Source organism: Sphingomonas plantiphila (assembly GCF_046000505.1).
Taxonomy (GTDB): Bacteria; Pseudomonadota; Alphaproteobacteria; order Sphingomonadales; family Sphingomonadaceae; genus Sphingomonas; species Sphingomonas plantiphila.
On record NZ_JBELQC010000001.1, the window covers coordinates 236029 to 259140 of the forward strand.

Genomic DNA, 23112 nt, shown 5'->3' on the forward strand with positions numbered 1-23112 from the left:
CGCCCGGGGGTTTGGAATACACATGAAAGCGACGATCGAACGCGCAACGCTGTTGAGGGGCCTTAGCCACGTCCAGTCCGTGGTGGAACGGCGCAACACGATTCCCATCCTGTCGAACGTGCTGATCGAAGCGTCGCTCGACGGATCGCTGCGGCTGATGGCAACCGATCTCGACCTCCAGATCGACGAAACCGTGCCTGCAGCGGTCGATCAGGCGGGGTCGATCACCGTCCCGGCGCACACGCTGTTCGACATCGCGCGCAAGCTGCCCGAGGGATCGCAGGTCGAGCTGACCGCGGCCGAGGGCAAGATCAAGGTCAATGCCGGCCGCGCCAAGTTCGAACTCGGTACGCTGCCGCGCGACGATTTCCCGGTGATCGCGGAGGGCGAACTGCCCACCGTGTTCGAATTGCCGGCCGAGATTCTCAAGCAGATCATCGACAAGACCCGATTCGCGATCTCGACCGAAGAGACGCGTTACTATCTCAACGGCATTTTCCTGCACGTCGCCGACGACACGCTGAAGGCCGCCGCCACCGACGGCCACCGCCTCGCCCGCGTCACCGTGCCCCGCCCCGAAGGGGCCGAGGCGATGCCCGACGTGATCGTGCCCCGCAAATGCGTGGCGGAACTGCGCAAGCTGCTCGACGAGGTCGACGGCTCGGTCGGCGTGTCGCTCTCGGGGTCGAAGATCCGCTTCGACCTCGGCGCCGCGATCCTGACGTCGAAGCTGATCGACGGCACCTTCCCCGATTACAGCCGCGTCATCCCGACCGGCAACGACAAGATTCTCAAGATCGACCCGCGCAGCTTCATGCAGGGCGTCGACCGCGTCTCCACCATCGCGACGGAGAAGACCCGCGCGGTGAAGATGGCGCTCGACCGTGACCGCATCACCCTGTCGGTCACCAGCCCCGACAACGGCACCGCCGCCGAGGACGTGCCGGGCGAGTATGCCGCCCAGCCGTTCGAGATCGGCTTCAACTCGCGCTACCTGATGGACATTCTCGGACAGATCGAAAGCGATCTCGTCGAAGTCCACCTCGCCGACGCCGCCGCGCCGACGCTGATCCGCGAGAACGACAAGTCGCCCGCGCTCTACGTGCTGATGCCAATGCGGGTGTAAACCCGCGCTTGCCTCGGTCGGCATAATCACTTATTTACACGGCTGTCAGTATGGGCAGTCGCATGATGACTACGCAGGCAATCGACTGGGGCAAGCCGCGCAGGCGCGAATGGGGCACGGCGCTCGCCGCACTCCGCCGGCTGCTCGCCAATGGCGACGATACGGTGCAGGTATTCCGCATCATGCGCGCGCTCAACGGCGACACGGTGGGCAGGAACTATCGCAAGCTGCTCACCACGCCCGATGGCGGCCGAATCGCCTATCATCGCGTCGAACTCGCCGAAAAATTCTCCGATCGCGCATGGATCGATTCGTTGCCCGTGGGCAGCGTCGGCGCGGCCTATCGCGATTTTCTCGACCGCACCGGCTATTCGGCGCAGGGGCTGGCCGAGGTCAGCTATGCCGACGCCGATGTCGAACGCGGGATCGAGCATCCGCACGCTTGGTATGGCCGGCGCGAGCGCGACATCCACGACATCTGGCACGTCATCACCGGCTATCAGGCGGACGAGCCGCTGGGCGAGGCATGCCTCGTCGCCTTTTCCTATGCGCAGACCGGCGGTCTGGGCTGGGCCTTCATCGCCGCGGGGGCGGCATTCAAGAGCCTTCGCGTCACCGGATCGCGCGCCTTCGCGCGGGCGGTGCGCGAAGGCTATCGCCACGGCAAGGCGGCAGGCTGGCTGTCGGGCGAGGACTATGTCCAGCTGCTCGCCGAGCCGCTCGACGCGGTGCGCAAGCGGCTCAATATCGGCGATCCGGTTCTCTACCGCGCGGCCCAGGCCGAATTGCGCGCGAAGGGCCTGATCGGGATCTGATCCCCCGCGGGCCCCCTCGCGACCGCGCTAGATCATCGTCATCGGGGCCACTTCCTCACTCGGGGCCAGGATTTCGAGGTCTCCGCGCAGCGTCGTGCGATCGAGCACCGTCTTCGGCAGTTCCAGGACCGATCCGCGAAACGAACCCGGGCCGAACCGCATCAGGCGAAACAATTCCTGCGTCTGGCCGGCATCACCCCGAACGGACAGGCGCAACAGAGCGCCGGTTCCAAGCAAATCGGCGAGCGCACGCGCGAAATTGCGCGGGGTCCCCTCCTGCTGCAACTCCGCAATTTCCGGCGCGGCGAGATGCAGCGCAACGAGCCTGCCCACCGGCGCCAGCGCCTTGTCGGTCGTCGTAACGGCTTCCAATCCATTAGGCCGACCGTCGCCGATTGCGCTCAACCGCCACACCTGCCCGCGGCGCCCGGCGACCTCCTCGGTCCCGATCTGCTCAACCTTGAACTGGAGCACGGGCGGCGGCGCGAACCGGAACACGCGGCCATCGGGCAGCCGAACCTCGCGCACGCCCGGAGTCGCATCGAGCTCAGCCGCCCGACGCCGTCGCGCCGCTTCCGCCAGATCCTCCATCCCGACGACATCGGAGCGCAGCGCCGCGATCGGCTCCATGCGGAACTTGGTGCCGTCGATCGCGACACGCTTCTCGTTCATCAGATAGTCGAGTCCGTCGCGCCGGACGATCCCGCGGCGCTTGCCGGCATACAAGCGCGCATCGCCATTCTCGGCCAGGCTGACGACGATCGCGTCCGGGCGCCCGTCCTTGCTGTAGCTCGCCTCGAGCCCATCGATGACGGCAGTCGCCGGATCACCCGCACAGCCCGCCAATCCGAACAGCGCCGCAGCCAGAATCGATCGCTTCATGATTCCCCCCGCCCCAACGATTGCGCAAGCGCTATGCCTCGGCAAGCCGGAACGCTACAGGCCGGCCATGGCCGTCACCCGCCTCGTCCTCACCGATTTCCGCAATCACGCCGACACGCTTCTGACACCTGAGCCCGGGTTCGTCGTGCTGGCGGGGGACAATGGTGCGGGGAAGACCAATGTGCTGGAGGCGGTGTCGCTGCTCGCCCCCGGACGCGGGCTGCGCCGCGCGCCGCTCGGCGACATGGCGCGGCAGGGCGGCAGCGGCGGCTTCTCGGTGGCCGCGACCTTGCTCGAAGGCAGCGAGATCGGCACCGGCACGCTGGCGACCGCGCCCGAGCGGCGCGTGGTGCGCGTCAATGGCGCACCCGCCGCGGCGACCGCGCTCGCCGAGTGGCTGACGGTGCTGTGGCTCACGCCGGCGATGGATCGGCTGTTCGTGGAGCCGGCGGGCGAGCGGCGGCGGTTCCTCGATCGGCTTACGCTGGCGCTGTCCCCCGGTCACGCCCATCACAGCGCGCGTTACGAAGCGGCGATGCGCGAGCGGAACCGGCTGCTCGCGGCCGAGGAGCCGGCCGATCCCGACTGGCTCACCGCGCTTGAGGCGCGCATGGCCGAGCATGGCGCGGCGATCGACCAGGCACGCCGCACCACCGTCGCCGCGCTCGCCGAAAGCCTGGCCGACCAGCCCGCCGGGCCGTTCGCGCGCGCCGGCCTCACGCTCGAGGGGGAAGGCGCCGACGATCTCGCGGCCCGGCTCCGCGCCGGACGCGCGCGCGACGCCGCAGCCGGGCGTACCCTGGCCGGCCCGCACCGACAGGACCTTGCGGTACTGCATCTCGACAAGGACCAGCCCGCGCATCTCTGCTCAACCGGTGAACAGAAGGCGCTGCTGCTCGGCATCGTGCTCGCCCACGCCGAACTGGTCGCCGCACGGACCGGCCGCGCCCCGATCCTGCTGCTCGACGAGGTCGCCGCGCATCTCGACCCCAGCCGCCGCGCCGCGCTGTTCGAGCGGCTGGCGGGCCGGGGCCAGGTGTGGATGACGGGAACCGAACCGGAATTGTTCGCGAGCGTCCCCGCCCCGCTCACCCGCTATCGCGTGGCGGGCGGGGCGATCGTCGCCGAACGCTGAACGCTCAGGCGGCGAGCGCGAGTTCGCCGACCAGCCGTGCGTGATCCTGTTGCGACAGGCAATTGCGCGCGATCACGTCGCGGATCATCGCGAACGCCTCGGGCGGGGCGCCCGCGCCGACGTTGCGCAGGAAGGTCGCACGTTCCAACGGGGTCATCGCCGGCAGCATGATCGAGAGCGACTCGGCCATTTGCTCGGGCGGGATCGACGCGACGATGCGACCTTCGATCGCCTGCAGTTCGGCGTCGGTGAACAGCGCATGCGCGATCGGCTGCACCTCCAGCTCCTCCGACGCCATGTGCGCGAGGTCGTCGGAAACATAGAGGCTGTAGCGCAGGTAAAGCCGGTGTGCGGCGGCGGGGCGTTCGGCGTCGACCGCCGCCTCGACCGCCGCGATCAGCGCCGCCAGCGCGTCGAACGTTGCGTGATGTTCGGCATGATCGTGATCGAGCGCATCGGCGAGTTCCGGCGCGCGGGCACGCAGCACCGGGTGAAATTCCGCCTCTTCATGCTCGAGATGCGCGCGGGCAACCTCCAGATGGTGACGCAGCGCGGCGATCAGCGCGGCCGAGGCGCGCGCGCACTGCCAGTCGTTGGACCCGAGCCGGATGAGCAGCTGGGCCGAAGCGAAGCGCAGTCCCTTGTGGACGGGACCGTAAAAGTCGTGACGTGCGGACATGAGTCTCCCTCCCCGGACGCACCCGCCCGGGCGTTGTTATTACCGATTCCCCTATGTGTGTTGCCTTAGCAATACACCAAGGCCGTTGCAACTTCGCAATGAAGTGGTTGAACTTTTTTACGGGCGGCGGCGTATTCGTTGCGATGACCAGACGAACCCCCGCAAAGCTCGAGATCCGCAACGCCACGACGCAGGACATTCCCGGCATCCTGGCCCTGACCCGCAAGACCTATCGCAACGTCGAAAACTACAGCGCGGGCATGATCCGCGGCCATATCAACAACTATCCCGACGGCGTGTTCGTCGCGCTCTATGAGGGCGAGGTGGTCGGCTATTGCGCCGCGAGCCGCATCGACGAAGAAGTCGCGCTCGCCCCGCACGACTGGGAATCGATCACCGGCAACGGCTTCGGCAGCCGCCACGATCCCACCGGCGACTGGCTGTACGGCTATGAGATGGTCGTCGCCTCGAAGCAGCGCGGGCTGCGCATCGGCAAGCGGCTCTACGACGCACGGCGGATGCTGGTCGAACGGCTCGATCTCAAGGGCATCGTATTCGGCGCGCGCATGCCCAATTTCCGGCGCTACATCGCCAAGGTGTCCGGGCCGCAGGACTATGTCGATCACGTCGTTGAGGGCGAGATTCGCGATCCGACGCTCGGCTTCCAGATCGCCAACGGCTTCCGTCCGATCGGCGTGCTCCCCGACTATCTGCCCGAGGACAAGCCCTCGGGCGGTCACGCCGCGCACATGGTCTGGCGCAACCCCTATGTCGACCCGAACGAGCCGCCCACCCACCGCGTCCCGCGCGATATCGAAAGCGTGCGGCTGGCGACGGTGCAGTTGCAGGCGCGCGCGGTCGCTGACTTCGACGAATTCATGCGCAACGTCGAATATTTCGTCGATGTCGCCTCCAACTATCGCTCCGACTTCGTGGTGTTCCCCGAGCTGTTCACCCTGTCGCTGCTGTCGTTCGAGCCGCACGACCTGACCCCCGCCCAGGCGCTGGACAAGCTCACCAGCTGGCGCAAGCCGCTGGTGGACCGGCTGTCGGAACTCGCGCTGTCGTACAATGTCAACATTATCGGCGGGTCGCATCCGACCTATACCGACGATGGCGAGATCCAGAACGTTGCTTACGTCTGCCTGCGCGACGGTTCGATCCATGCGCAGGAGAAGATCCACCCCACCCCCGACGAAGCCTATTGGTGGCGGATCAAGGGCGGCGACAGCGTCGACGTGATCCAGACCGATTGCGGACCGATCGGGGTGCTGATCTGCTACGACAGCGAATTCCCCGAACTCGCCCGTCGGCTGGTGGACGAAGGCGCGCGGATCATCTTCGTCCCCTTCTGCACCGACAGCCGCCAGGGTTATATGCGCGTACGCTATTGCGCCCAGGCGCGCGCGATCGAGAACCAGTGTTTCGTGGTGATGAGCGGCAATGTCGGCAATCTGCCCGGCGTCGAGAATATGGATATCCAATATGCCCAGAGCTGCATCCTCACGCCGTGCGACTTCCCCTTCGCGCGCGACGGCATCGCGGCGGAGGCGAGCGAGAATATCGAGACGCTGACCATCGCCGACGTCAACCTCGCCGACCTGACCTGGGCGCGCGCCGAGGGCACGGTGCGCAACCTCACCGACCGGCGGTTCGACCTCTACCGCATCGACTGGACGCAGAGCCCGCGCGGCGAGCAGCAGATGCCGATCGGCCATGGCCATGAAAAGAAGGGACCGGGCGGCGGATAACCCCGTCGCGCGGGCGCATTTCGCTTTCGTTACGTGCGCCCAATCCCTATATGCTGGGCATGGCATCCGAAGACGATAAAACCCCCGAAAATACCCCCAACAGCAACAGCTACGGCGCCGACAGCATCAAGGTCCTGAAGGGCCTGGATGCGGTCCGCAAGCGGCCGGGCATGTATATCGGCGACACCGACGACGGGTCCGGCCTCCACCACATGGTGTTCGAGGTGTCGGACAACGCGATCGACGAGGCGCTGGCGGGGCATTGCGACCGCATCATCATCCAGCTGAACGCCGACGGATCGGTCAGCGTCGAGGATAATGGCCGCGGCATTCCCACCGGCATCCATGCCGAGGAAGGCGTGAGCGCGGCCGAGGTCATCATGACCCAGCTCCACGCTGGCGGTAAGTTCGAGAACACGTCAGACGACAATGCCTACAAGGTTTCCGGCGGCCTGCACGGCGTCGGCGTGTCGGTGGTCAACGCGCTGTCCGAATGGCTCGATCTCAACATCTGGCGCGACGGCGAGGAGCATTACATGCGCTTCGCCTACGGCGATGCCACCGCGCCGCTCAAGGTGATCGGCCCGGCCAACGGCAAGAAGGGGACGCGCGTCACCTTCCTCGCCTCGACCGAAAAGACCCCGGGCGATGGCGGCACGTTCAAGAACCAGATCGAGTACGACTTCGACAAGCTCGAGCATCGTTACCGCGAGCTCGCCTTCCTCAATTCGGGCGTCCGCCTGTTCCTGCGCGACGCGCGGCACGAGGAGGTGAAGGAGGTCGAGCTATATTACGAGGGCGGCATCGCCGCGTTCGTGAAATATCTCGATCGCAACAAGACCGCGCTGATGCCCGATCCCGTGGCGATCGCCGGCACCCGCGACGACGTCACGATCGATGTCGCGCTGGAGTGGAACGACAGCTATTACGAAAACGTTCTCTGCTTCACCAACAACATCCCGCAGCGCGACGGCGGCACGCACCTCGCCGCGTTCCGCGCCGCGCTGACGCGCACGATCAACAGTTATGCGGACAAGTCGGGCCTCCTGAAGAAGGAGAAGGTGACGCTGACCGGCGACGACATGCGCGAAGGGCTGACTGCGATCGTCAGCGTCAAGCTGCCCGATCCCAAGTTCAGCAGCCAGACCAAGGACAAGCTGGTCAGCAGCGAGGTGCGCCAGCCGCTCGAAAGCCTGATGGCCGACAAGATGGCCGAATGGCTCGAGGAAAACCCCCAGAATGCGCGCCAGATCATCCAGAAGGTGATCGACGCCGCCGCGGCGCGTGAGGCTGCCAAGAAGGCGCGCGAGCTGACCCGGCGCAAGGGCGTGATGGACATCGCCTCGCTGCCCGGCAAGCTCGCCGACTGCCAGGAGCGCGATCCGGCCAAGTCCGAACTGTTCCTGGTCGAGGGTGATTCGGCGGGCGGATCGGCCAAGCAGGGCCGCGACCGCCATTTCCAGGCGATCCTACCGCTGCGCGGCAAGATCCTGAACGTCGAGCGCGCGCGCTTCGACCGGATGCTGTCGTCCAAGGAAATCGGCACGCTGATCCAGGCGATGGGCACCGGCATCGGGCGCGACGATTTCAATATCGAGAAGCTGCGCTACCACAAGATCGTCATCATGACCGACGCCGATGTCGACGGCGCGCATATCCGCACGCTGCTGCTGACCTTCTTCTACCGCCAGATGCCCGAGATCATCGAGAACGGGCACCTCTTCATCGCCCAGCCGCCGCTGTACAAGGCGAGCAAGGGCCGGTCGGAAGTCTATCTCAAGGACGATGCCGCGCTCGATCAGTATCTGGTCGATGCCGGCGTCGGCGGGACGGTACTCGACACGGCAGGCGTCCATCGCACCGGCGAGGAGCTGCGCGAACTGGTCGAGCATGCCCGGCGGATGCGCACGCTCGTCCGCTACGTCCCGCGCCGCTACGATCCGATGATCATCGAGGCGCTGGCACTCGGCAACGGGCTCGATCCCGCCGCATCGCGCGACCAGCGCGCCGAGAGCCTGACTTCGGTCGTCACCCGGCTCGACGCGGCGGATGCCGATGCGCGCTGGTCGGCACGCGTGACCGAAGAAGGCGGCTACCACTTCGAACGCGCCTGGCGCGGCGTGACCGATCACCACATCGTCGAAGCCGCGTTCCTCGTCTCCGCCGAGGCCCGCAAGCTGCACGCGCTGGCGACCGAGCACGCCGACAAATATCTCGTCCCGTCGAAGCTCGTCTCGTCCAAGGCGAGCGCCGCAGCGGACGCCGCCGAAGCCGAGGCACCTGCGGACGGTGAAGAGGCGGGTGCCCCCGTCACCGCAGCCAAGGGCGAGGCATTGGTTTCACGCCCCAGCCAGCTGCTCGACGCGATCCTCGCCTTCGGCCGGAAGGGCCTGTCGATCCAGCGCTACAAGGGCCTGGGCGAGATGAATGCCGAGCAGCTGTGGGAAACCACGCTCGATCCGGCCAACCGCTCGATGCTGGTAGTGCAGGTCGATCAGGCGGACGTCGCGGACGAGATTTTCACCCGCCTGATGGGCGATGTGGTCGAGCCGCGCCGCGAATTCATCCAGGAGAATGCGCTCAGCGTCGCCAATCTCGACGTCTGATCGCGGAATCCGAACAGTGCGGCGCTGGACGGATTGCCGTCCGGCGCCGTCTCTGTTTCACCCCCGGTCCGAAACAAGGGGCCGGGGACCATGCGGGGACTCATCGCGATCACATTGCTGTGCGCTGCGGCGCCGGGCGTCGCGCAGGACGTCGCGTCCCCCGCAGCCACTCCCGCCGTGCTGGCGACCGGCATGGCCAGCTATTATGGCGATGCCCATGCCGGGAACCGCACCGCGAGCGGCGAGCGCTTCGATCCCGACGATATGACCGCCGCGCATCGCACCCTGCCCTTCGGCACCCGCCTGCGCGTCACCGACCCGTCGACCGGGCGCAGCGTGATCGTCCGCGTCAACGACCGCGGGCCGTTCCACAAGAGCCGCGTGCTCGACCTGTCCGAAGCCGCCGCGCGCGAACTGGGCATCGTCCGGCGCGGCCGGGCTCTGGTCGAGATCGCACTGGCCGACACGGCGGTCGCGGCGATCGACTGAATCTGCGTTCCGGACGCGCCGACGTCATGCTAAGGTGACGTCCGGGAGGTCCGACACCGATGTCCTTGTTGCTGCTTGCTCTCGCATTCCAGTCCGGCGCGGACACCGATGCAATGGCCGCCTATCGCGAAAAGACGCGCGCGGTCATCCCCTGCGAACGCACCGCCGATCCCGATGAAGTCACGATCTGCGCGCTGCGGGAGGCGGACAAGAAATACCGCGTCCCCTTCATCACCGTGCGCGCGGCCGACAACGTGCCGTTCCAGACCGACAAGGCGCTTGAGGACGTGACGTTCCAGTGCGGCGTCACAGGCCCCTTCCTCACCCCCTGCGGCGGCATGGTAGGGGTGACGGTCGGCGTCGGTTTCGACGGCAAGGTGGTGCGAAAGCGCGAACCCGCGCCCTGACCCGCGGCGCCGGTCCGGCCCCGTTCACTCGCCCAGGATGTGCATCCACATCGGTTCGCCCGACAGGCTCTGCGAGCCGCGCAGCTTTTCCAGCGCCTGCGCCACGCACCGCTCCGGCCCTTCGTGCGTCACGATCACCAGCAGCACGCTGCCATCGGCCATCGCGCCACGCTGGATCAGCGATTCGATCGACACGCCCGCATCGCGCATCGCGGCGGCAATCTCCGCCAGCACGCCGACCTTGTCCGGCACCGTGAAGCGCAGATAGGCACGGCTGCGGCGTTCGCCGGTCGGCGCCGCGGGCTCGCCCGCCAGGCTGGCAGCCGGCATCGCATAGGGCGGGCCGAATTCGGTTCGCGCGATATCGATGAGGTCGGCGACCACCGCGCTCGCGGTCGGGCCGTCGCCGGCTCCGGCGCCCTGGAACAGCAGCCGGCCGACGAAATTTCCTTCCGCCACCACCGCATTGGTCGCGCCGGTGACGTGCGCCAGCGGATGCGCGAAGGGGACGAGATGCGGGTGCACGCGCTGGAACAGCCCGTCGCCGTTCAAGTCCGCGATCCCAAGCAGCCGCACGCGATAGCCGAGCGCCGCCGCCTCGGCGATATCGGCGGCAACGACATCGCGGATGCCGCCGACGGCGACGTCACCGAACGCCGGCTGCGTTCCGAAGGCCAGGCTCGCAAGGATCGACAGCTTGTGCGCGGCGTCGACGCCGTCGATGTCGAAGCCCGGATCGGCCTCGGCATAGCCCATCGCCTGTGCCTCGGCGAGCACGTCGTCGAAGTCGCGGCCTTCCGCCTCCATCTTCGACAGGATGAAATTGCAGGTGCCGTTGAGGATGCCATAGACACGATCGATCACGTTCGCCGCCGCGCCCTCGCGCAGCCCCTTGATCACCGGAACCCCGCCCGCGACCGCCGCCTCGAACTTCATCGGCGTGTCGGATTTCTCGGCCATTCCGGCGAGCTCGAGCCCATGATGCGCGATCATCGCCTTGTTGGCGGTGACCAGCCCCTTGCCCGCCGCCAGCGTCGCCCGCGCGAGCGCGAGCGCCGGTCCGTCCGACCCGCCGATCAGTTCGACCACCACCTCGGCCTCGGGATGGTGCGCGAGCTGCGTCATGTCGTCGACCCAGTCGAACCGCGCGATATCGACCCCGCGATCCTTGGACCGGTCGCGCGCCGACACCGCGACGATCTCGATCGGCCGCCCGGCGCGTCGCGCGATCAGATCGGCATTGGCGTCGATCAGGCGAATGACGCCCGCGCCTACCGTGCCCAGACCTGCCAGCGCGACTTTCAACGGCTCGACCAACGCGATTCCCCATCTCGATCCCGACGGCATGGCGGGATTTCGCACGGCCGTGCCGCACCGGCGCTCTTTGCGGCAGCGTGGCCCCCGGAACAACCCCGGGGCGAGAGAGGATAAGTTTGGCCCGCCCTATTTCTTCGTGAGGCCGATCTCGGCCAGCCGCTCCGCCAGATAGTCGTGCGCGGTGATCGGCGGCTCGCGCTCGGGGTTCTCCGCGCTCACGCATTGCGGCAGCGCCTTGATCAGGAAATCGGGCGCGGGGTGAAGGAAGAAGGGCATCGAATAGCGCGAATGCCCGCGCCGCTCGACCGGCGGGTTGACCACGCGGTGCGTGGTCGAGGGCAGGACATGGTTGGTCAGCCGCTGCAGCATGTCGCCGACATTCACCACCAGCGCCCCCTCGGGCGGCTTGACCGGCAGCCAGCGGCCATCCTTGTCGAGCAGTTCCAGACCCGCCTCTTCGGCGCCGAGCAGCAGCGTGATAAGGTTGATGTCCTCATGCGCGCCCGCGCGCACGTTCGGCGCATCTTCGGTCACCGGCGGATAGTGAAGCAGGCGCAGCACCGAATTGCCGTCTGCGACGGCATGATCGAACCAGTCGTCTGCCAGCCCCAGATGCAGCGCGATGGCCGACAGCAGCCGGTCGCCCGCAGTGTCGAACGCCGCGAACAGCTCGAGGAAGGTCTCGCGAAACCCCTGGGGCGCGTCGGGCCAGATGTTCGGCGCCATCAGGTCCGAAAAGCGGTGCCCCTCGGGCAATTCGCGGCCGATATGCCAGAATTCCTTGAGGTCGACATGGCTCGCGCCCTTGGCGATCTCGGTCTTGAACGGCGTGTAGCCGCGCGCGCCGCCACCGCCGGTGACCAGATAGCCGCGCTTTTCCGCTTCGGGTCGCGCGAAGAACGCCTCGGTCATCGCCCATGCGCGGTCGACCAGATCCTGCGGGATCCCGTGATCGCGCACCATCGCAAAGCCGAACCGCTCGAACGATCCGCCCAGCGCAGCGGCAAAGCCCTGCGGATCGCCCGCCTGATCGGCAAGGCTGACAAGGGGGACTTCGGCTAACAGACGATCGGGCATTTCAAGGCGACTCCGGGTAACGATTCCCCCGCAGATAATCGCTTGAGGCACACTCGAACAGTGGCGCGGGAGGGGCACGGTGCCGTGCGCCCCTCCCGCTTCGCCGTCCGCCTACGCCCGGACGGCGGATTGCGGCCGCTCAGCCTCCGGTGACGGACAAGGTCCCGCGGCTCTTGCCGTCGCCTGCGGGATCGACCTTGAGCGTATACGGGCTGCCCTCGCTGGTCTTGCCGGTCAGTTCGGCGCGATTGCCGGTCACGGTAAAGCCCGCCCCCTCCATCTGCTCGCGGAACCAGGTGCGCACCCGCTCGGCATCGGCCGGCGCATCGAACGCCACGCGCACGCCACCCTTGTCGGTGTCGCTGCCGCGATCCTCGATATTCAGGCTCGAGATGGTGGAGCCGGGATAGAGCTTCACCCCGTCGATATCGAAATTATCGGCATCCATCCTGAACTTGGGCAGCTTGATCGACCCTTCGAAGCCCGGCGCCTTGACCTCGACCCGGCCGTCCTTGTCGGCCTTCGCGGTCACGGATCCGTTGTCGCCCTCGATCGAGATGGTCGTGCCTTCGCCACCACCGCACGCCGCAAGGGCGGCGGCGAGCGGGAGCACCAGCCAGATGCGTTTCATCACAGTCTCCACGCGTATTATTCAGGCAATACACTAAACCGGTTCGCCACGCAGGTCAATTCACGGGGTGACGCATGGGTTGCGATGCGGCATGGGGGCCCGAATGGACGCGCGTACAGGGATTTCCCAAGCAGAATCGGTCGACCGCTCCCCCATCCCGATGGGCGAGTTCGTCGCCATGATCGCATCGATCATGGCGCTGACCGCGCTCGGCATCGATTCGATGCTGCCCGCCCTCCCCGCGATCGGTGAGCAGCTGGGCGTCAGCGAACCCAACCATCGCCAGTATATCATCACGGCCTTCATGCTGGGCTTTGCCGTCGGGCAGCTGTTCCACGGCCCGCTCGCCGACCGGTTCGGGCGCAAGCCGGTAATCGGCATCGCGCTCGGCCTCTATGTCGTCACCAACGTCGTCGCAGCCTTCTCGTCTAGCTTCGAACTGCTGCTGGTCGCCCGCGCCGCCAGCGGTGCGGCGGTCGCGGCCGGGCGCGTGGTGACGGTGGCGCTGGTACGCGACTGTTTCCAGGGGCGGGCAATGGCGCGGGTGATGAGCCTCGCCTTCATGACCTTCATGGTCGTTCCCGTCCTGGCCCCGGCATGGGGCCAGCTGATGATCATGATGTTCGCCTCGTGGCGGTTGATCTTCGGTGGAATCGGTATCGTCGCGGCGGTGGTGCTCACCTGGTTCCTGATCAGAATGCCCGAGACGCTGGACCCCAATTCGGTCAACAAGCTCGACCTGCGCGAGATCTGGCGCGGCTACCGCATCATGTTCCGCGATCGCTGGGCGGTGGGCTACACCTTCGCGACCGCCGCCATCTCCGGGTGCTTCTTCGCGTTCATCGGATCGATCCAGCAGATCGTCTACGACGTGTTCAAGCGCCCGGAACTGTTGACCGTGGTCTTCGCGTCGGTCGCCGGGCTGATGGCGGTCAGCGCCTTCGCCAATTCGCGGCTGGTGATGCGCTTCGGCATGCGCTTCCTGTCGCATCTCGCGATCCTCGTCACCACGGTCCTGGCGATGGTCCATCTCGTCGTCATTCTGCTGGGCGGAGAGAATCTGGTGGTGTTCATCGTGCTGCAGGCGCCGATGATGGCGGCGATGGGCCTTGCCAATTCCAATTTCTCCGCGATGGCGATGGAAAATATGGGCGAGATCGCCGGGCGCGCATCCAGCCTTCAGGGGTTCATCGCGACGCTGGGCGCGGCGGTGCTCGGCGCGGTGATCGGCCAGGCGTTCGACGGGACGACCGTGCCGCTCTATATCGGGTTCACCGTGCTCGGCCTCACGGCGCTGGGCATCGTCTTCGTGACCGAACGCGGCAAATTGTTTCGTCGCAACTGAAGGCGCCTGTCGCAACGCGCGGAACCAGCTGCGCCCGCCCGCCGTTCGCGCCTCCAGGAAACGCATGGAGTCAGATTGCGATGGGTGGTCATCAGGTGCCGGGCATGGGAACCGGCGACGACGGATATGACGAAGACGGCTATGACGAGAGCCAGCGCGCCGAAATTCTCGAGGCGACCGGCGGCGGCCCGGGCAACGGCGTCCTCGTGACCGATCTCGACCCCGATCTCGGGCAGGAGATCGACGAGGAAGACGACGAGGACGAGGCCCTCGGCTTCGCCGACGAACAGACCGACGAAGAGATCGGCGACCCCGACGAGGAAGGGGACGCCGCTGAAGACGCCGCGCAAACCGAATTCGAGTCCGGGACGGTCGACGACGACGATCTGGACGACAACGAGTCCACCGCACTGAACCCCTGACCCGCGCGGATGGGCTCGGACGATGGGTCGGTCGGGCATGGCGGCGGAGACGGCGCCATGCTCGACCGGCCCGCGCTTCGTCGCCAGATCGACTAGCAGGCGATAGACTGACCGGAGCAAGGAGCGGCACTGGAACGACGCGCATCGCTAAGCCCTTGTGCTCGGTGCAATTTGTGTCATGATACACCATCTCTTACTCAAGAGGAGGTTCCGATGACCCGTGCCGCTTCCTATCGCCGCAACGAATTCGAACCGCTCAGCGCGCTCAACATCACTCCGCTGATCGATGTGATGCTGGTGCTGCTCATCATGCTGATCGTCACCATCCCGATCGCCAGCCACAAGATCCCGGTCGATCTGCCCACCGGAGTGGGAAAGGTCGACGACGGCATCATCCACCGGCTCGACATCGCTGCCGACGGCGCGCTGAGCTGGGACGGCACGCGGATCGCCGATGCGCAGCTTCCCGCGCTGCTCGCCGCGGGCGTGGCGGCGGACGAGCCGCTGCACATGAAGACCGACGCCGCCGCGCGCTACGAGCGCTTCGACGATGTGCTGGCGGTGGTGAAGCGCGCCGGCGTGACCAAGCTCGGCTTTGTCGGTCATGAGGCGATGAAGTTCGACTGACGGAACGTGGCGCATGCGGCGGCGTTGGGTTTGCTCCTGTTCTAGCCGACGAGGTTCGCATGCGCCGCGCTGTCCTGTTTCTACCGCTGTTGATCGCAGCTTGCGGGGGCGAGCCCGGCTCCGTGCCCGCGCCCGGCAACGAGAGCGGCAATGCGGTGGATGCGGCGCCAAGCGATCTGGAGGCTCCGCCGTCCGACACGGGTGACACAAACGATCCGGTCGACCCACCCGCAGCCGAGATCGACGCGCCCCCGCCGCCGACGCCCACCCCGGATGAGACCGATGAGACCGACAAGCCCGCGGGTTCGGGCGATCCCGCACCGACGCCCGAATCCGAAGCCGGCCCGCAAGGGGCAGCGCGGGTAGCTCAACGCTATTTCACCCTGCTCGGCAACGGCAATCCCCGCCGCGCCTATGCGCTGTGGGAACCGGGCCGGGCCGGCATGACGGCAGCGCAGTTCGCGCGCAGTTTCGAGAAATACGGGTCGTATCGCGCGACGGTCGGAACGCCCTCACCGGTCGAAGGCGCGGCCGGAAGCCGCTATACGCGCATCCCAGTGCGTGTGCAGGGCACGCTCAAGCAAGGTAATCGTCCCTTCGCCCTGCGCGGAACCGTGACGCTGCGCCGCGTTGCCGACGTCCCCGGGTCGAGCGCGGCCCAACGCCGCTGGCGCATCTATGCGTCCGATCTCGACGCGCGCCCGGGCGAGGCGTCGCCCACCCCGACCCCACAGCCGACCGAGGACAACCGCTCGGTCGCGCATTATCGCTGCGCCGACGGCGCCCGGCTGACCGCCCGTTTCGATCCGGACAATGGTCGCGTGACGCTGTTGCGCGACCGCGAGCGGATCGGGACGCTTCAGCAGCGGCGCGCGGCGTCGGGCATCTGGTATGTCGGGCGCGGCTGGGAACTGCGCGGCAAGGGGCGTGAGGTCACGCTGACACAGGATGGCAAGCCGCCGCTTTCCTGCACGGCGCGGGTGCCGTAAGCGTCAAGCGCATGGCGCGCTTCACGCAACAGATCACCGCCCGGCCCGACGACATCGACGAGTTGGGACACGTCAACAACGCCGTCTGGGTCCGCTGGATTCAGGATGTCGCGGTCGCGCACTGGAACAGCGTCGCCCCGCCCGAACATCGCGACGCGTTCGTCTGGGTCGTGACCCGACACGAAATCGACTATCGCGGCAATGTCGTGGCGGGCGAGACGGTCACCGCCGAAACCTGGGTTCCCGACCCGCCCAAGGGTGCCCGCTTCGACCGCCACATGCGCTTCACCGATGCCGAGGGCCGGGTGAAGGTGGAGGCGGTCTCGACCTGGGCGATGCTCGACCGCGCCACCGGACGACTGGTCCGCGTCCGCCCGGAAATCGCCGCGCCGTTTCTTGAATCCTGAATTCAGCCCGAGTTTCTGAGCGCCGTCGCGATCGCGTTGATCGACAGCAGGATGCCCTGCTCGATCTTGGGATCGGTCTCGCCCGCGCGATGCCGCTTGAGCAATTCGACCTGCAGCAGGTTGAGCGGCTCGATATAGGGCAGCCGCAGCTTGATCGAAGTTTCGAGCGCGGGATGCTTCTCCAGCAGCCGCGTCTGGCGCGTGACTTCGAGCAACTGGTCGTGCGTCGTCCGCCATCCGTCGCGGATGCGCCCGAAGATCGCATCGGCCAGATCGCGATCCTCGACCATCGCTGCATAGCGTTCGGCGATGCCCATGTCGGACTTCGCCAGCACCATCTCCATGTTCGCCAGCGTCGAGGCGAACAGCGGCCAGCCCGCCGCCATTTCGCGCAGCAATCCGCGATCCTTGAACCCGGCGAGCGCCTGCCCGACGCCATACCAGCCCGGCAGCATCACGCGCGCCTGCGCCCAGCTGAACACCCAGGGGATCGCGCGCAGATCTTCGATCGCGTCGCTCTTCTTGCGGCTCGCCGGGCGGCTGCCGATCTTCAGGCCCGCAATCTCGGCGATCGGCGTCATCTGGCGGAAGAAGGTGGTGAACCCGTCGGTGCCATAGACGAGGTCGCGATAGGCCTTGAACGCCGTGGTCGACAGCTCCTCCATCGCCGCCTCGAATCGCGCCGCGTCCGCGTCCGACAGGCGCTGCGGCTCCAGGCTAGCGAGCAAGGTCGCCGACGCCATCGCTTCGAGGTTGGTCTGTGCGCTTTCGCGCGTGCCATATTTGGCGGCGATCACCTCGCCCTGTTCGGTGATGCGGATGCGGCCCTGCACCGTGCCCGGCGGCTGTGCCTGGATCGCCGCGAAGGACGATCCGCCGCCGCGCCCGACCGCGCCGCCGCGTCCGTGGAACAGCTGCATGCCGATCCCCGCTTCCTCGAACACCGGCTTGAGCGCGGTCGACCCCTTGGACAGCCCCCAGGTCGAGGTCAGATAGCCGCCGTCCTTGTTCGAATCGGAATAGCCGATCATCACTTCCTGATGCCCGCGCGCCTTCGAGATCGCGGCGATCTCGGGCAGCGCGAACCAGGCCCGCATGATATCGGGCGCGGCCTCCAGATCGCCGATCGTCTCGAACAGCGGCACCGCCATCACGTGCGCCTGCGGCGTCTCGCCCGGAATGTAGAGCCCGGCTTCCTTGAGCAGGATATTGACCTCGAGCAGGTCGGACACCGACTGCGCCATCGACACGATATACTGGCAGATCGCCGCCCGGCCGTAGCGCTGATGCGCCTCCGCCGCGGCATGGACGATAGCGAGCTCGGACGCCGTCTCTTCGCTATAGTCGGCATAGCGGCTGGTCAGCGGGCGCGGGCTGGCGAGCTCGCGGCGCAGCAGCGCGACGCGCGCATCCTCGTCCAGCGCGGCATAGTCCGCCTCGACCCCGGCGACCTTGAGCAGCTCGCCCACCACGCGTTCGTGCACCGCGCTGTTCTGGCGCATGTCGAGCGTCGCAAGGTGAAAGCCGAAAATGTCGACCGAGCGGATCAGGCGACCCAGCGCACCGCTCGACGCCAGCGTCTCGCCACCCTGTGCCGCCAGCCCCTTGGCGATGGCGGACAGGTCGGCGCGGAATTCGGCAGGATCGGCATAACGCTCGCCGCTCAGCGCGCCCGGACGCGGCGGCGCCTTGCCGGTCAGGTCGCGATAAGTCGCCGCCAGCCGCGCATAGATGCCCGAAATCGCCCGGCGATAGGGTTCGTCGGCGCGGCTCGCCGCCGTATCCCCGCTCGCATCGGCGAGCGCCTGGACGCCGGCATCGATCTGCGCATGGCGCGACGAGATCGAGATCTCGGCGCCCAGCGCGTGCACGGCATCGAGATAATGGGCGAGCACCGCTTCGGACGATCGCGCCAACGTGAGGCGCATCGAATCGGCAGTGACGAACGGATTGCCGTCGCGATCGCCGCCGATCCAGTTGCCCGGACGCAGGAACGCCGGAACGCGGCTGCCCAGCGCACGGTCCCAGCGCGCATACAGCGCTGGCAGCGTCGGCAGGAACACGTCGCGCAGATAGGACAGCGCATTCTCGACCTCGTCGGCGACATAGAGTCGCTCGAAGCGCAGCACCCGCGTCTGCCACAGCAGCGCCACCTGCCGCACGATCGCCTCGTCCACCAGGTCGCCATCCGGCGTCTCGGCGACCCCGTCGTCCTTCATCCGCATCAGCTCGGCGATGCGGTTGCGATGGTCGATCATCGACTTGCGCCGCACCTCGGTCGGGTGCGCGGTCAGTACCGGCGCGACCAGCGCGTGTTCGAGCAGCGCGACGATGCGGTCGCGGTCGATGCCGTGCTCCTTCAGCTTGGCGACGGCATGCTCGACATCCGCGCCCGGCTCGGCGGCAATTCCCTGCCGGTCCTCGGCCAGGTTGGCGAGCATCGAGAACAGCATGAAGCTGCGCACGAAATCGAGCGTGTCGTCGAGGCTGAGGCTGTCCAGACCGGGATCGATCGACTCCGCCCCGGCGATCCCGCGATGCCGGTCGACCGATGCCGACCGGATATATTCGATCCGCCGGAACAACGGCTCGCCGCCATAGGCGCGGATCACATCGCCGAGCACGCGGCCAAGGAAACGGATGTCGGAATTGTTGGTGATGGGGGGTGAGCTGGCCATGGGTGCGTGCTGCACTGCGGGGTGGACCACGTCAACGACTCCGTATCGCTCGTTACCATCCCGCGCCAAATGTCGATTTGCGTCGGATGACAGCGTTGGCGGGCATCGACAAGGCCGACGCGCCCACCTATCGCCCCTGCACAGCATCCACCGATAGGACAGCCCAGCCCATGCAGACCGCCAGCCAGGTTCTCGACCGCGTTCTCGTTCTCGAAATGGTTCGCGTGACCGAAGCTGCCGCGATCGCTGCATCCACGCTTACCGGACGCGGCGACGAAAAGGCCGCCGACGCCGCCGCGGTGGAGGCGATGCGCGCCTCGCTCAACGAACTCTATATGGACGGCACCGTGGTGATCGGCGAGGGCGAGCGCGACGAGGCGCCGATGCTTTATATCGGTGAGAAAGTCGGCTCCGCGCCGGGCAAGGGGCCGAAGATCGACATCGCGCTCGACCCGCTCGAAGGCACCACGATCTGCGCCAAGGCCGGGCCCAACAGCCTCGCGGTGCTGGCGATCGCCGAGGAGGGCAACCTGCTCAACGCCCCCGACGTCTATATGGACAAGATCGCGGTCGGCCCCGGCTATCCCGCCGATATGATCGATCTCGACAAGTCGGTCACCGAGAACATCTGCGCCATCGCCGCGGCCAAGGGTGTCGAGCCCAAGGATATCATCGCCTGCGTGCTCGATCGCCCGCGCCATGAAAAGCTGATCGCCGAGCTGCGTTCGCTCGGTTGCGGCGTCGTGCTGATCGGCGACGGCGATGTCGCGGGCGTCATCGCGACCACCGATCCCGACACCACGATCGACGTCTATATGGGTCAGGGTGGCGCGCCCGAGGGCGTGCTCGCCTGTGCCGCGCTGCGCTGCGTCGGCGGCCAGTTCAAGGGCCGGCTGCTGTTCCGCAACGAGGATGAGCGCGCCCGCGCGCGCAAATGGGGCATCACCGATCTCGACAAGCAATACGACCTGTCGGAGCTCGCCAAGGGCGACTGCATCTTCGCCGCGACCGGCGTGACCGACGGCTCGCTGCTCGAAGGCGTCAAGCGGATGCGCGGCAAGATGACGACCGAGAGCGTCGTGATGCGCGCCAGCTCGGGTACCGTCCGCTGGGTCAAGGGCGAGCACCGCACCGATCGATGAGCGCGTTCCCGGGGGCTCATGCTGATGTGACGGGCGCGGATTGACGGCGGCGCTGCCGTTCGCGCCGCTCGACGCGCTGCTGCTCGCCGCGCTCGCTGCCGCCTATCTCTGGTATGTCGGGGGCGATGGTGGCGGCACCGGGCGCGATGACCGGATCGGGCGCTATCGCCGCTGGATGCGCCGCGCCCCGCTCGCCTTCGGCGCAAGCGCGCTCGCAGCCCTGGTGCTCACCGGACGTTGGGGCGCCCTGTCGATCCCGCCCCCGGAATTCGAACCGCTGATCGCCCCGGCACGCACGCTCGCCGGGTTCGGCGGCGACATCCTCGACCTCAAGATCGCGGTGCTCGCAGGCTTCGGTGGCGGGTCGCTGGTCGGTCTCGCCATCGCCTGGTGGCTCGCGCGGCGGGGCAAGCGCCAGTTGATGGCGGGAAAGATCGCCGCGCTGATGCCGCGCACCGCGCAGGAGATCGGCTGGACCGCCGCGCTGGGCACGATGGCGGGACTTGTCGAGGAATTGTTCTTCCGCCTCGCCTTCCCGCTGTTCGTCGCGCGGGTGACGGGCAGCGCGGAGCTGGGCATGGCCCTGACCACGCTGCTCTTCGCCTATGCCCATCGCTACCAGGGCTGGGTCGGCATGGCGATGTCGGCGCTGGTCGGCGCGCTGCTCGCGATCCTCTACCTCGCCACCGGGCAGCTATGGTTCGCGATGGTCGTCCATATACTGCTCAACCTCAACGCGCTGGTGATCCGGCCGCTGCTGGTGCGGCGGTGAGCCGCACCCATCCAGCCGTCAGTTCTTCAGCCGCCAGCCGGACTTGAAGATCCATGCGATCACGCCGAGGCACACGAACAGGAACGCGGCGGTAAAGCCCAGGCTCACGCCGATCGCCACGTCGCCCTTGTCGAAAAACGCCCAGCGGAAGCCGCTGACCAGATAGACGACCGGGTTGGCCAGGCTGACGCTCCGCCACGGCTCGGGCAGCATGTTGATCGTGTAGAAGGCGCCGCCGAGGAAGGTCAGCGGCGTGACGATCAGCGCCGGGACGAACGACAATTGCTCGAACCCCTTGGCCCAGATGCCGATGATGAAGCCCAGCATGCTGAACGTCACTGCGGTCAGCACCAGCATCGTCAGCATCATGAACGGATGCGCCAGCGGCACGTCGACGAACGCCATCGCGGTGACCAGGATGATCAGGCCGATCGCGATCGACTTGGTCGCCGCCGCGCCGACATAGCCGATGACCATCTCGATTGCGGTGACCGGCGCCGACAGCAGCTCGTACACGGTGCCGGTGAACTTCGGAAAATAGATGCCGATCGACGCGTTCGAGATCGACAGCTGCAACAGATTCATCATGATCAGGCCCGGCACGATGAAGCTGCCGTAGGAGACCCCGTCCAGCTCCTGCATCCGCGATCCGATCGCGCCGCCGAACACCACGAAATAGAGTGCGGTGGTGATCACCGGGGTGACCAGGCTCTGCCACAGGGTGCGCATCGCGCGTGCCATCTCGAAGCGATAGATCGCCCAGACGCCATGATGGTTGAACCCGCTCATGCCGCCACCTCCTCACGCTTCGTCGCGACAAGGTCGACGAAGATATCCTCCAGGCTCGACTTGGACGTGTCGAGGTCCTTGAAAGCGATGCCCAGCTCGCCCAGCTTGCGCAGCAGCGAGGGGATGCCGGTGCGTTCGGCCTGCGCATCGAACGTATAGCGGAGTCGCGTCCCTTCATCGGCCAGGCTGAGCTGCCATTCGGAAAGCTCGGCAGGAATGTCCGTCATCGGCTCAACCAGCGCCAGGTCCAGCTCGCGCTTGCCCAGCTTCTTCATGAGCACCGCCTTGTCCTCGACCAGCAACAATTCGCCCTTGTTGATGACGCCCACCCGGTCGGCCATCTCCTCGGCCTCCTCGATATAGTGGGTCGTCAGGATTATCGTCGTCCCGCGTTCGCGCAGCCGGTGGACCAGCTTCCACATGTCGCGGCGCAGCTCCACGTCGACGCCCGCGGTCGGCTCGTCGAGGAACAGGATGTCGGGCTCATGCGCCAGCGCCTTGGCGATCAGCACGCGGCGCTTCATGCCGCCCGACAGCTCCATGATCTTGGACTTGCGCTTGTCCCACAGCGACAGGTCCTTCAAAACCTGATCGATATAGGCGTCATGCCCGGCGCGACCGAACAGGCGGCGGCTGTAGCGCGTGGTCGCCTGCACGGTTTCGAACATGTCGACCGACAGTTCCTGCGGGACCAGCCCGATCATCATCCGCGCGGCGCGCGCCTGCGCGATCGCATCATGCCCGCCGACCAGGATCGTGCCGCTGCTGGGCGTGACGATGCCGCAGATGATGTTGATCAGCGTCGTCTTGCCCGCGCCGTTCGGGCCGAGCAGCGCGAAGATTTCGCCCTTGTTGATGTCGAGATCGACCGATCCCAGCGCCTTGTGCCCCGAGGCATAGGTCTTGCTGACGCCGCGGACGGATAGAATTGGTTGCATATGGCCCCCTTAGCAGGCGCAGCATATGGGTTGGGGGTTGCACACCAGCAAGACCGGGCGCGATGACATTCGCGGTTGAACCTGGGTG

Annotated in this window: 22 protein-coding genes; 14 read left to right on the top strand and 8 right to left on the bottom strand. The window is 66.9% G+C overall.

Annotated elements, in window-relative coordinates; translation table 11 throughout:
• The first annotated feature begins 22 nt into the window (after positions 1–22).
• On the top strand, positions 23–1126 hold the full coding sequence (gene dnaN, locus ABS767_RS01100) for a DNA polymerase III subunit beta (RefSeq protein WP_408076517.1): 1104 nt from the start codon (positions 23–25) through the stop codon (positions 1124–1126).
• A 65-nt stretch (positions 1127–1191) separates the two neighbouring features.
• Entirely contained in the window at positions 1192–1941 is a 750-nt protein-coding gene (locus tag ABS767_RS01105; RefSeq protein ID WP_408076518.1) for a Coq4 family protein, read from the top strand.
• A 27-nt stretch (positions 1942–1968) separates the two neighbouring features.
• On the opposite strand, the gene ABS767_RS01110 is transcribed toward ABS767_RS01105, so the two are convergent.
• Complete coding sequence (locus tag ABS767_RS01110; protein WP_408076519.1) at positions 1969–2823, bottom strand: hypothetical protein; 855 nt, start codon at positions 2821–2823, stop codon at positions 1969–1971.
• Between the two features lie 67 nt (positions 2824–2890).
• Here ABS767_RS01110 and recF point away from each other — a divergent pair, with 67 nt between their 5' ends.
• A complete protein-coding gene (gene recF / locus ABS767_RS01115) occupies positions 2891–3958 on the top strand; it encodes a DNA replication/repair protein RecF (RefSeq protein ID WP_408076520.1) in 1068 nt (355 codons plus the stop codon).
• 4 nt (positions 3959–3962) lie between these two features.
• On the opposite strand, the gene ABS767_RS01120 is transcribed toward recF, so the two are convergent.
• Complete coding sequence (locus ABS767_RS01120; RefSeq protein ID WP_408076521.1) at positions 3963–4637, bottom strand: hemerythrin domain-containing protein; 675 nt, start codon at positions 4635–4637, stop codon at positions 3963–3965.
• Between the two features lie 143 nt (positions 4638–4780).
• On the opposite strand from ABS767_RS01120, the gene ABS767_RS01125 reads away from it, so the two are divergent.
• The 4 genes from ABS767_RS01125 (at position 4781) to ABS767_RS01140 (ending at position 9890) form a co-directional block, all read left to right on the top strand.
• Positions 4781–6388 (top strand): GNAT family N-acetyltransferase, encoded by a 1608-nt coding sequence (locus tag ABS767_RS01125; protein ID WP_408076522.1) that lies wholly within the window; start codon positions 4781–4783, stop codon positions 6386–6388.
• 50 nt (positions 6389–6438) lie between these two features.
• Positions 6439–8994, top strand: coding sequence for a DNA topoisomerase (ATP-hydrolyzing) subunit B (gene gyrB / locus ABS767_RS01130; protein WP_408076523.1), 2556 nt, complete (start codon positions 6439–6441; stop codon positions 8992–8994).
• Between the two features lie 90 nt (positions 8995–9084).
• A complete protein-coding gene (locus ABS767_RS01135; RefSeq protein WP_408076524.1) occupies positions 9085–9483 on the top strand; it encodes a septal ring lytic transglycosylase RlpA family protein in 399 nt (132 codons plus the stop codon).
• Between the two features lie 59 nt (positions 9484–9542).
• Positions 9543–9890: a hypothetical protein gene (locus ABS767_RS01140; protein ID WP_408076525.1), complete on the top strand. Its 348-nt coding sequence runs from the start codon at positions 9543–9545 to the stop codon at positions 9888–9890.
• 24 nt (positions 9891–9914) lie between these two features.
• On the opposite strand, the gene ABS767_RS01145 is transcribed toward ABS767_RS01140, so the two are convergent.
• The 3 genes from ABS767_RS01145 to ABS767_RS01155 all read right to left on the bottom strand — a co-directional run bounded on the left by ABS767_RS01145 (position 9915) and on the right by ABS767_RS01155 (position 12915).
• Complete coding sequence (locus ABS767_RS01145) at positions 9915–11207, bottom strand: homoserine dehydrogenase (RefSeq protein ID WP_408076526.1); 1293 nt, start codon at positions 11205–11207, stop codon at positions 9915–9917.
• A 126-nt stretch (positions 11208–11333) separates the two neighbouring features.
• Positions 11334–12284, bottom strand: a complete 951-nt coding sequence (locus tag ABS767_RS01150) for an isopenicillin N synthase family dioxygenase (RefSeq protein WP_408076527.1) — start codon at positions 12282–12284, stop codon at positions 11334–11336.
• Between the two features lie 139 nt (positions 12285–12423).
• Entirely contained in the window at positions 12424–12915 is a 492-nt protein-coding gene (locus ABS767_RS01155; RefSeq protein WP_408076528.1) for a hypothetical protein, read from the bottom strand.
• A 103-nt stretch (positions 12916–13018) separates the two neighbouring features.
• Between ABS767_RS01155 and ABS767_RS01160 the strand changes: the two genes are divergently transcribed.
• From ABS767_RS01160 to ABS767_RS01180, 5 genes are all read left to right on the top strand, one after another.
• Positions 13019–14260 (top strand): multidrug effflux MFS transporter, encoded by a 1242-nt coding sequence (locus ABS767_RS01160; RefSeq protein WP_408076529.1) that lies wholly within the window; start codon positions 13019–13021, stop codon positions 14258–14260.
• Between the two features lie 104 nt (positions 14261–14364).
• On the top strand, positions 14365–14682 hold the full coding sequence (locus tag ABS767_RS01165; RefSeq protein WP_408076530.1) for a DNA primase: 318 nt from the start codon (positions 14365–14367) through the stop codon (positions 14680–14682).
• 213 nt (positions 14683–14895) lie between these two features.
• The gene (locus ABS767_RS01170; RefSeq protein WP_408076531.1) at positions 14896–15309 is read left to right on the top strand and encodes an ExbD/TolR family protein; all 414 of its coding nucleotides are present in this window, start codon (positions 14896–14898) and stop codon (positions 15307–15309) included.
• A gap of 59 nt (positions 15310–15368) precedes the next feature.
• The gene (locus ABS767_RS01175) at positions 15369–16298 is read left to right on the top strand and encodes an MliC family protein (RefSeq protein WP_408076532.1); all 930 of its coding nucleotides are present in this window, start codon (positions 15369–15371) and stop codon (positions 16296–16298) included.
• An 11-nt stretch (positions 16299–16309) separates the two neighbouring features.
• On the top strand, positions 16310–16705 hold the full coding sequence (locus ABS767_RS01180; protein ID WP_408076533.1) for an acyl-CoA thioesterase: 396 nt from the start codon (positions 16310–16312) through the stop codon (positions 16703–16705).
• A gap of 2 nt (positions 16706–16707) precedes the next feature.
• Here the strand turns inward: ABS767_RS01180 and ppc are convergent, their stop codons facing one another.
• Positions 16708–19383 (bottom strand): phosphoenolpyruvate carboxylase, encoded by a 2676-nt coding sequence (ppc, locus tag ABS767_RS01185; RefSeq protein ID WP_408076534.1) that lies wholly within the window; start codon positions 19381–19383, stop codon positions 16708–16710.
• A gap of 170 nt (positions 19384–19553) precedes the next feature.
• Between ppc and glpX the strand changes: the two genes are divergently transcribed.
• Positions 19554–20525, top strand: a complete 972-nt coding sequence (glpX, locus tag ABS767_RS01190) for a class II fructose-bisphosphatase (RefSeq protein ID WP_408076535.1) — start codon at positions 19554–19556, stop codon at positions 20523–20525.
• Positions 20526–20565: 40 nt separating this feature from the next.
• The gene (locus ABS767_RS01195; protein WP_408076536.1) at positions 20566–21297 is read left to right on the top strand and encodes a CPBP family intramembrane glutamic endopeptidase; all 732 of its coding nucleotides are present in this window, start codon (positions 20566–20568) and stop codon (positions 21295–21297) included.
• 18 nt (positions 21298–21315) lie between these two features.
• On the opposite strand, the gene ABS767_RS01200 is transcribed toward ABS767_RS01195, so the two are convergent.
• Together ABS767_RS01200 and ABS767_RS01205 are read right to left on the bottom strand one after the other, a co-directional pair.
• A complete protein-coding gene (locus ABS767_RS01200; RefSeq protein ID WP_408076537.1) occupies positions 21316–22086 on the bottom strand; it encodes an ABC transporter permease in 771 nt (256 codons plus the stop codon).
• Positions 22083–23024 (bottom strand): ABC transporter ATP-binding protein, encoded by a 942-nt coding sequence (locus ABS767_RS01205; RefSeq protein ID WP_408076538.1) that lies wholly within the window; start codon positions 23022–23024, stop codon positions 22083–22085. The genes ABS767_RS01200 and ABS767_RS01205 overlap by 4 nt, the downstream gene beginning before the upstream one ends.
• Positions 23025–23112: the final 88 nt, after the last annotated feature.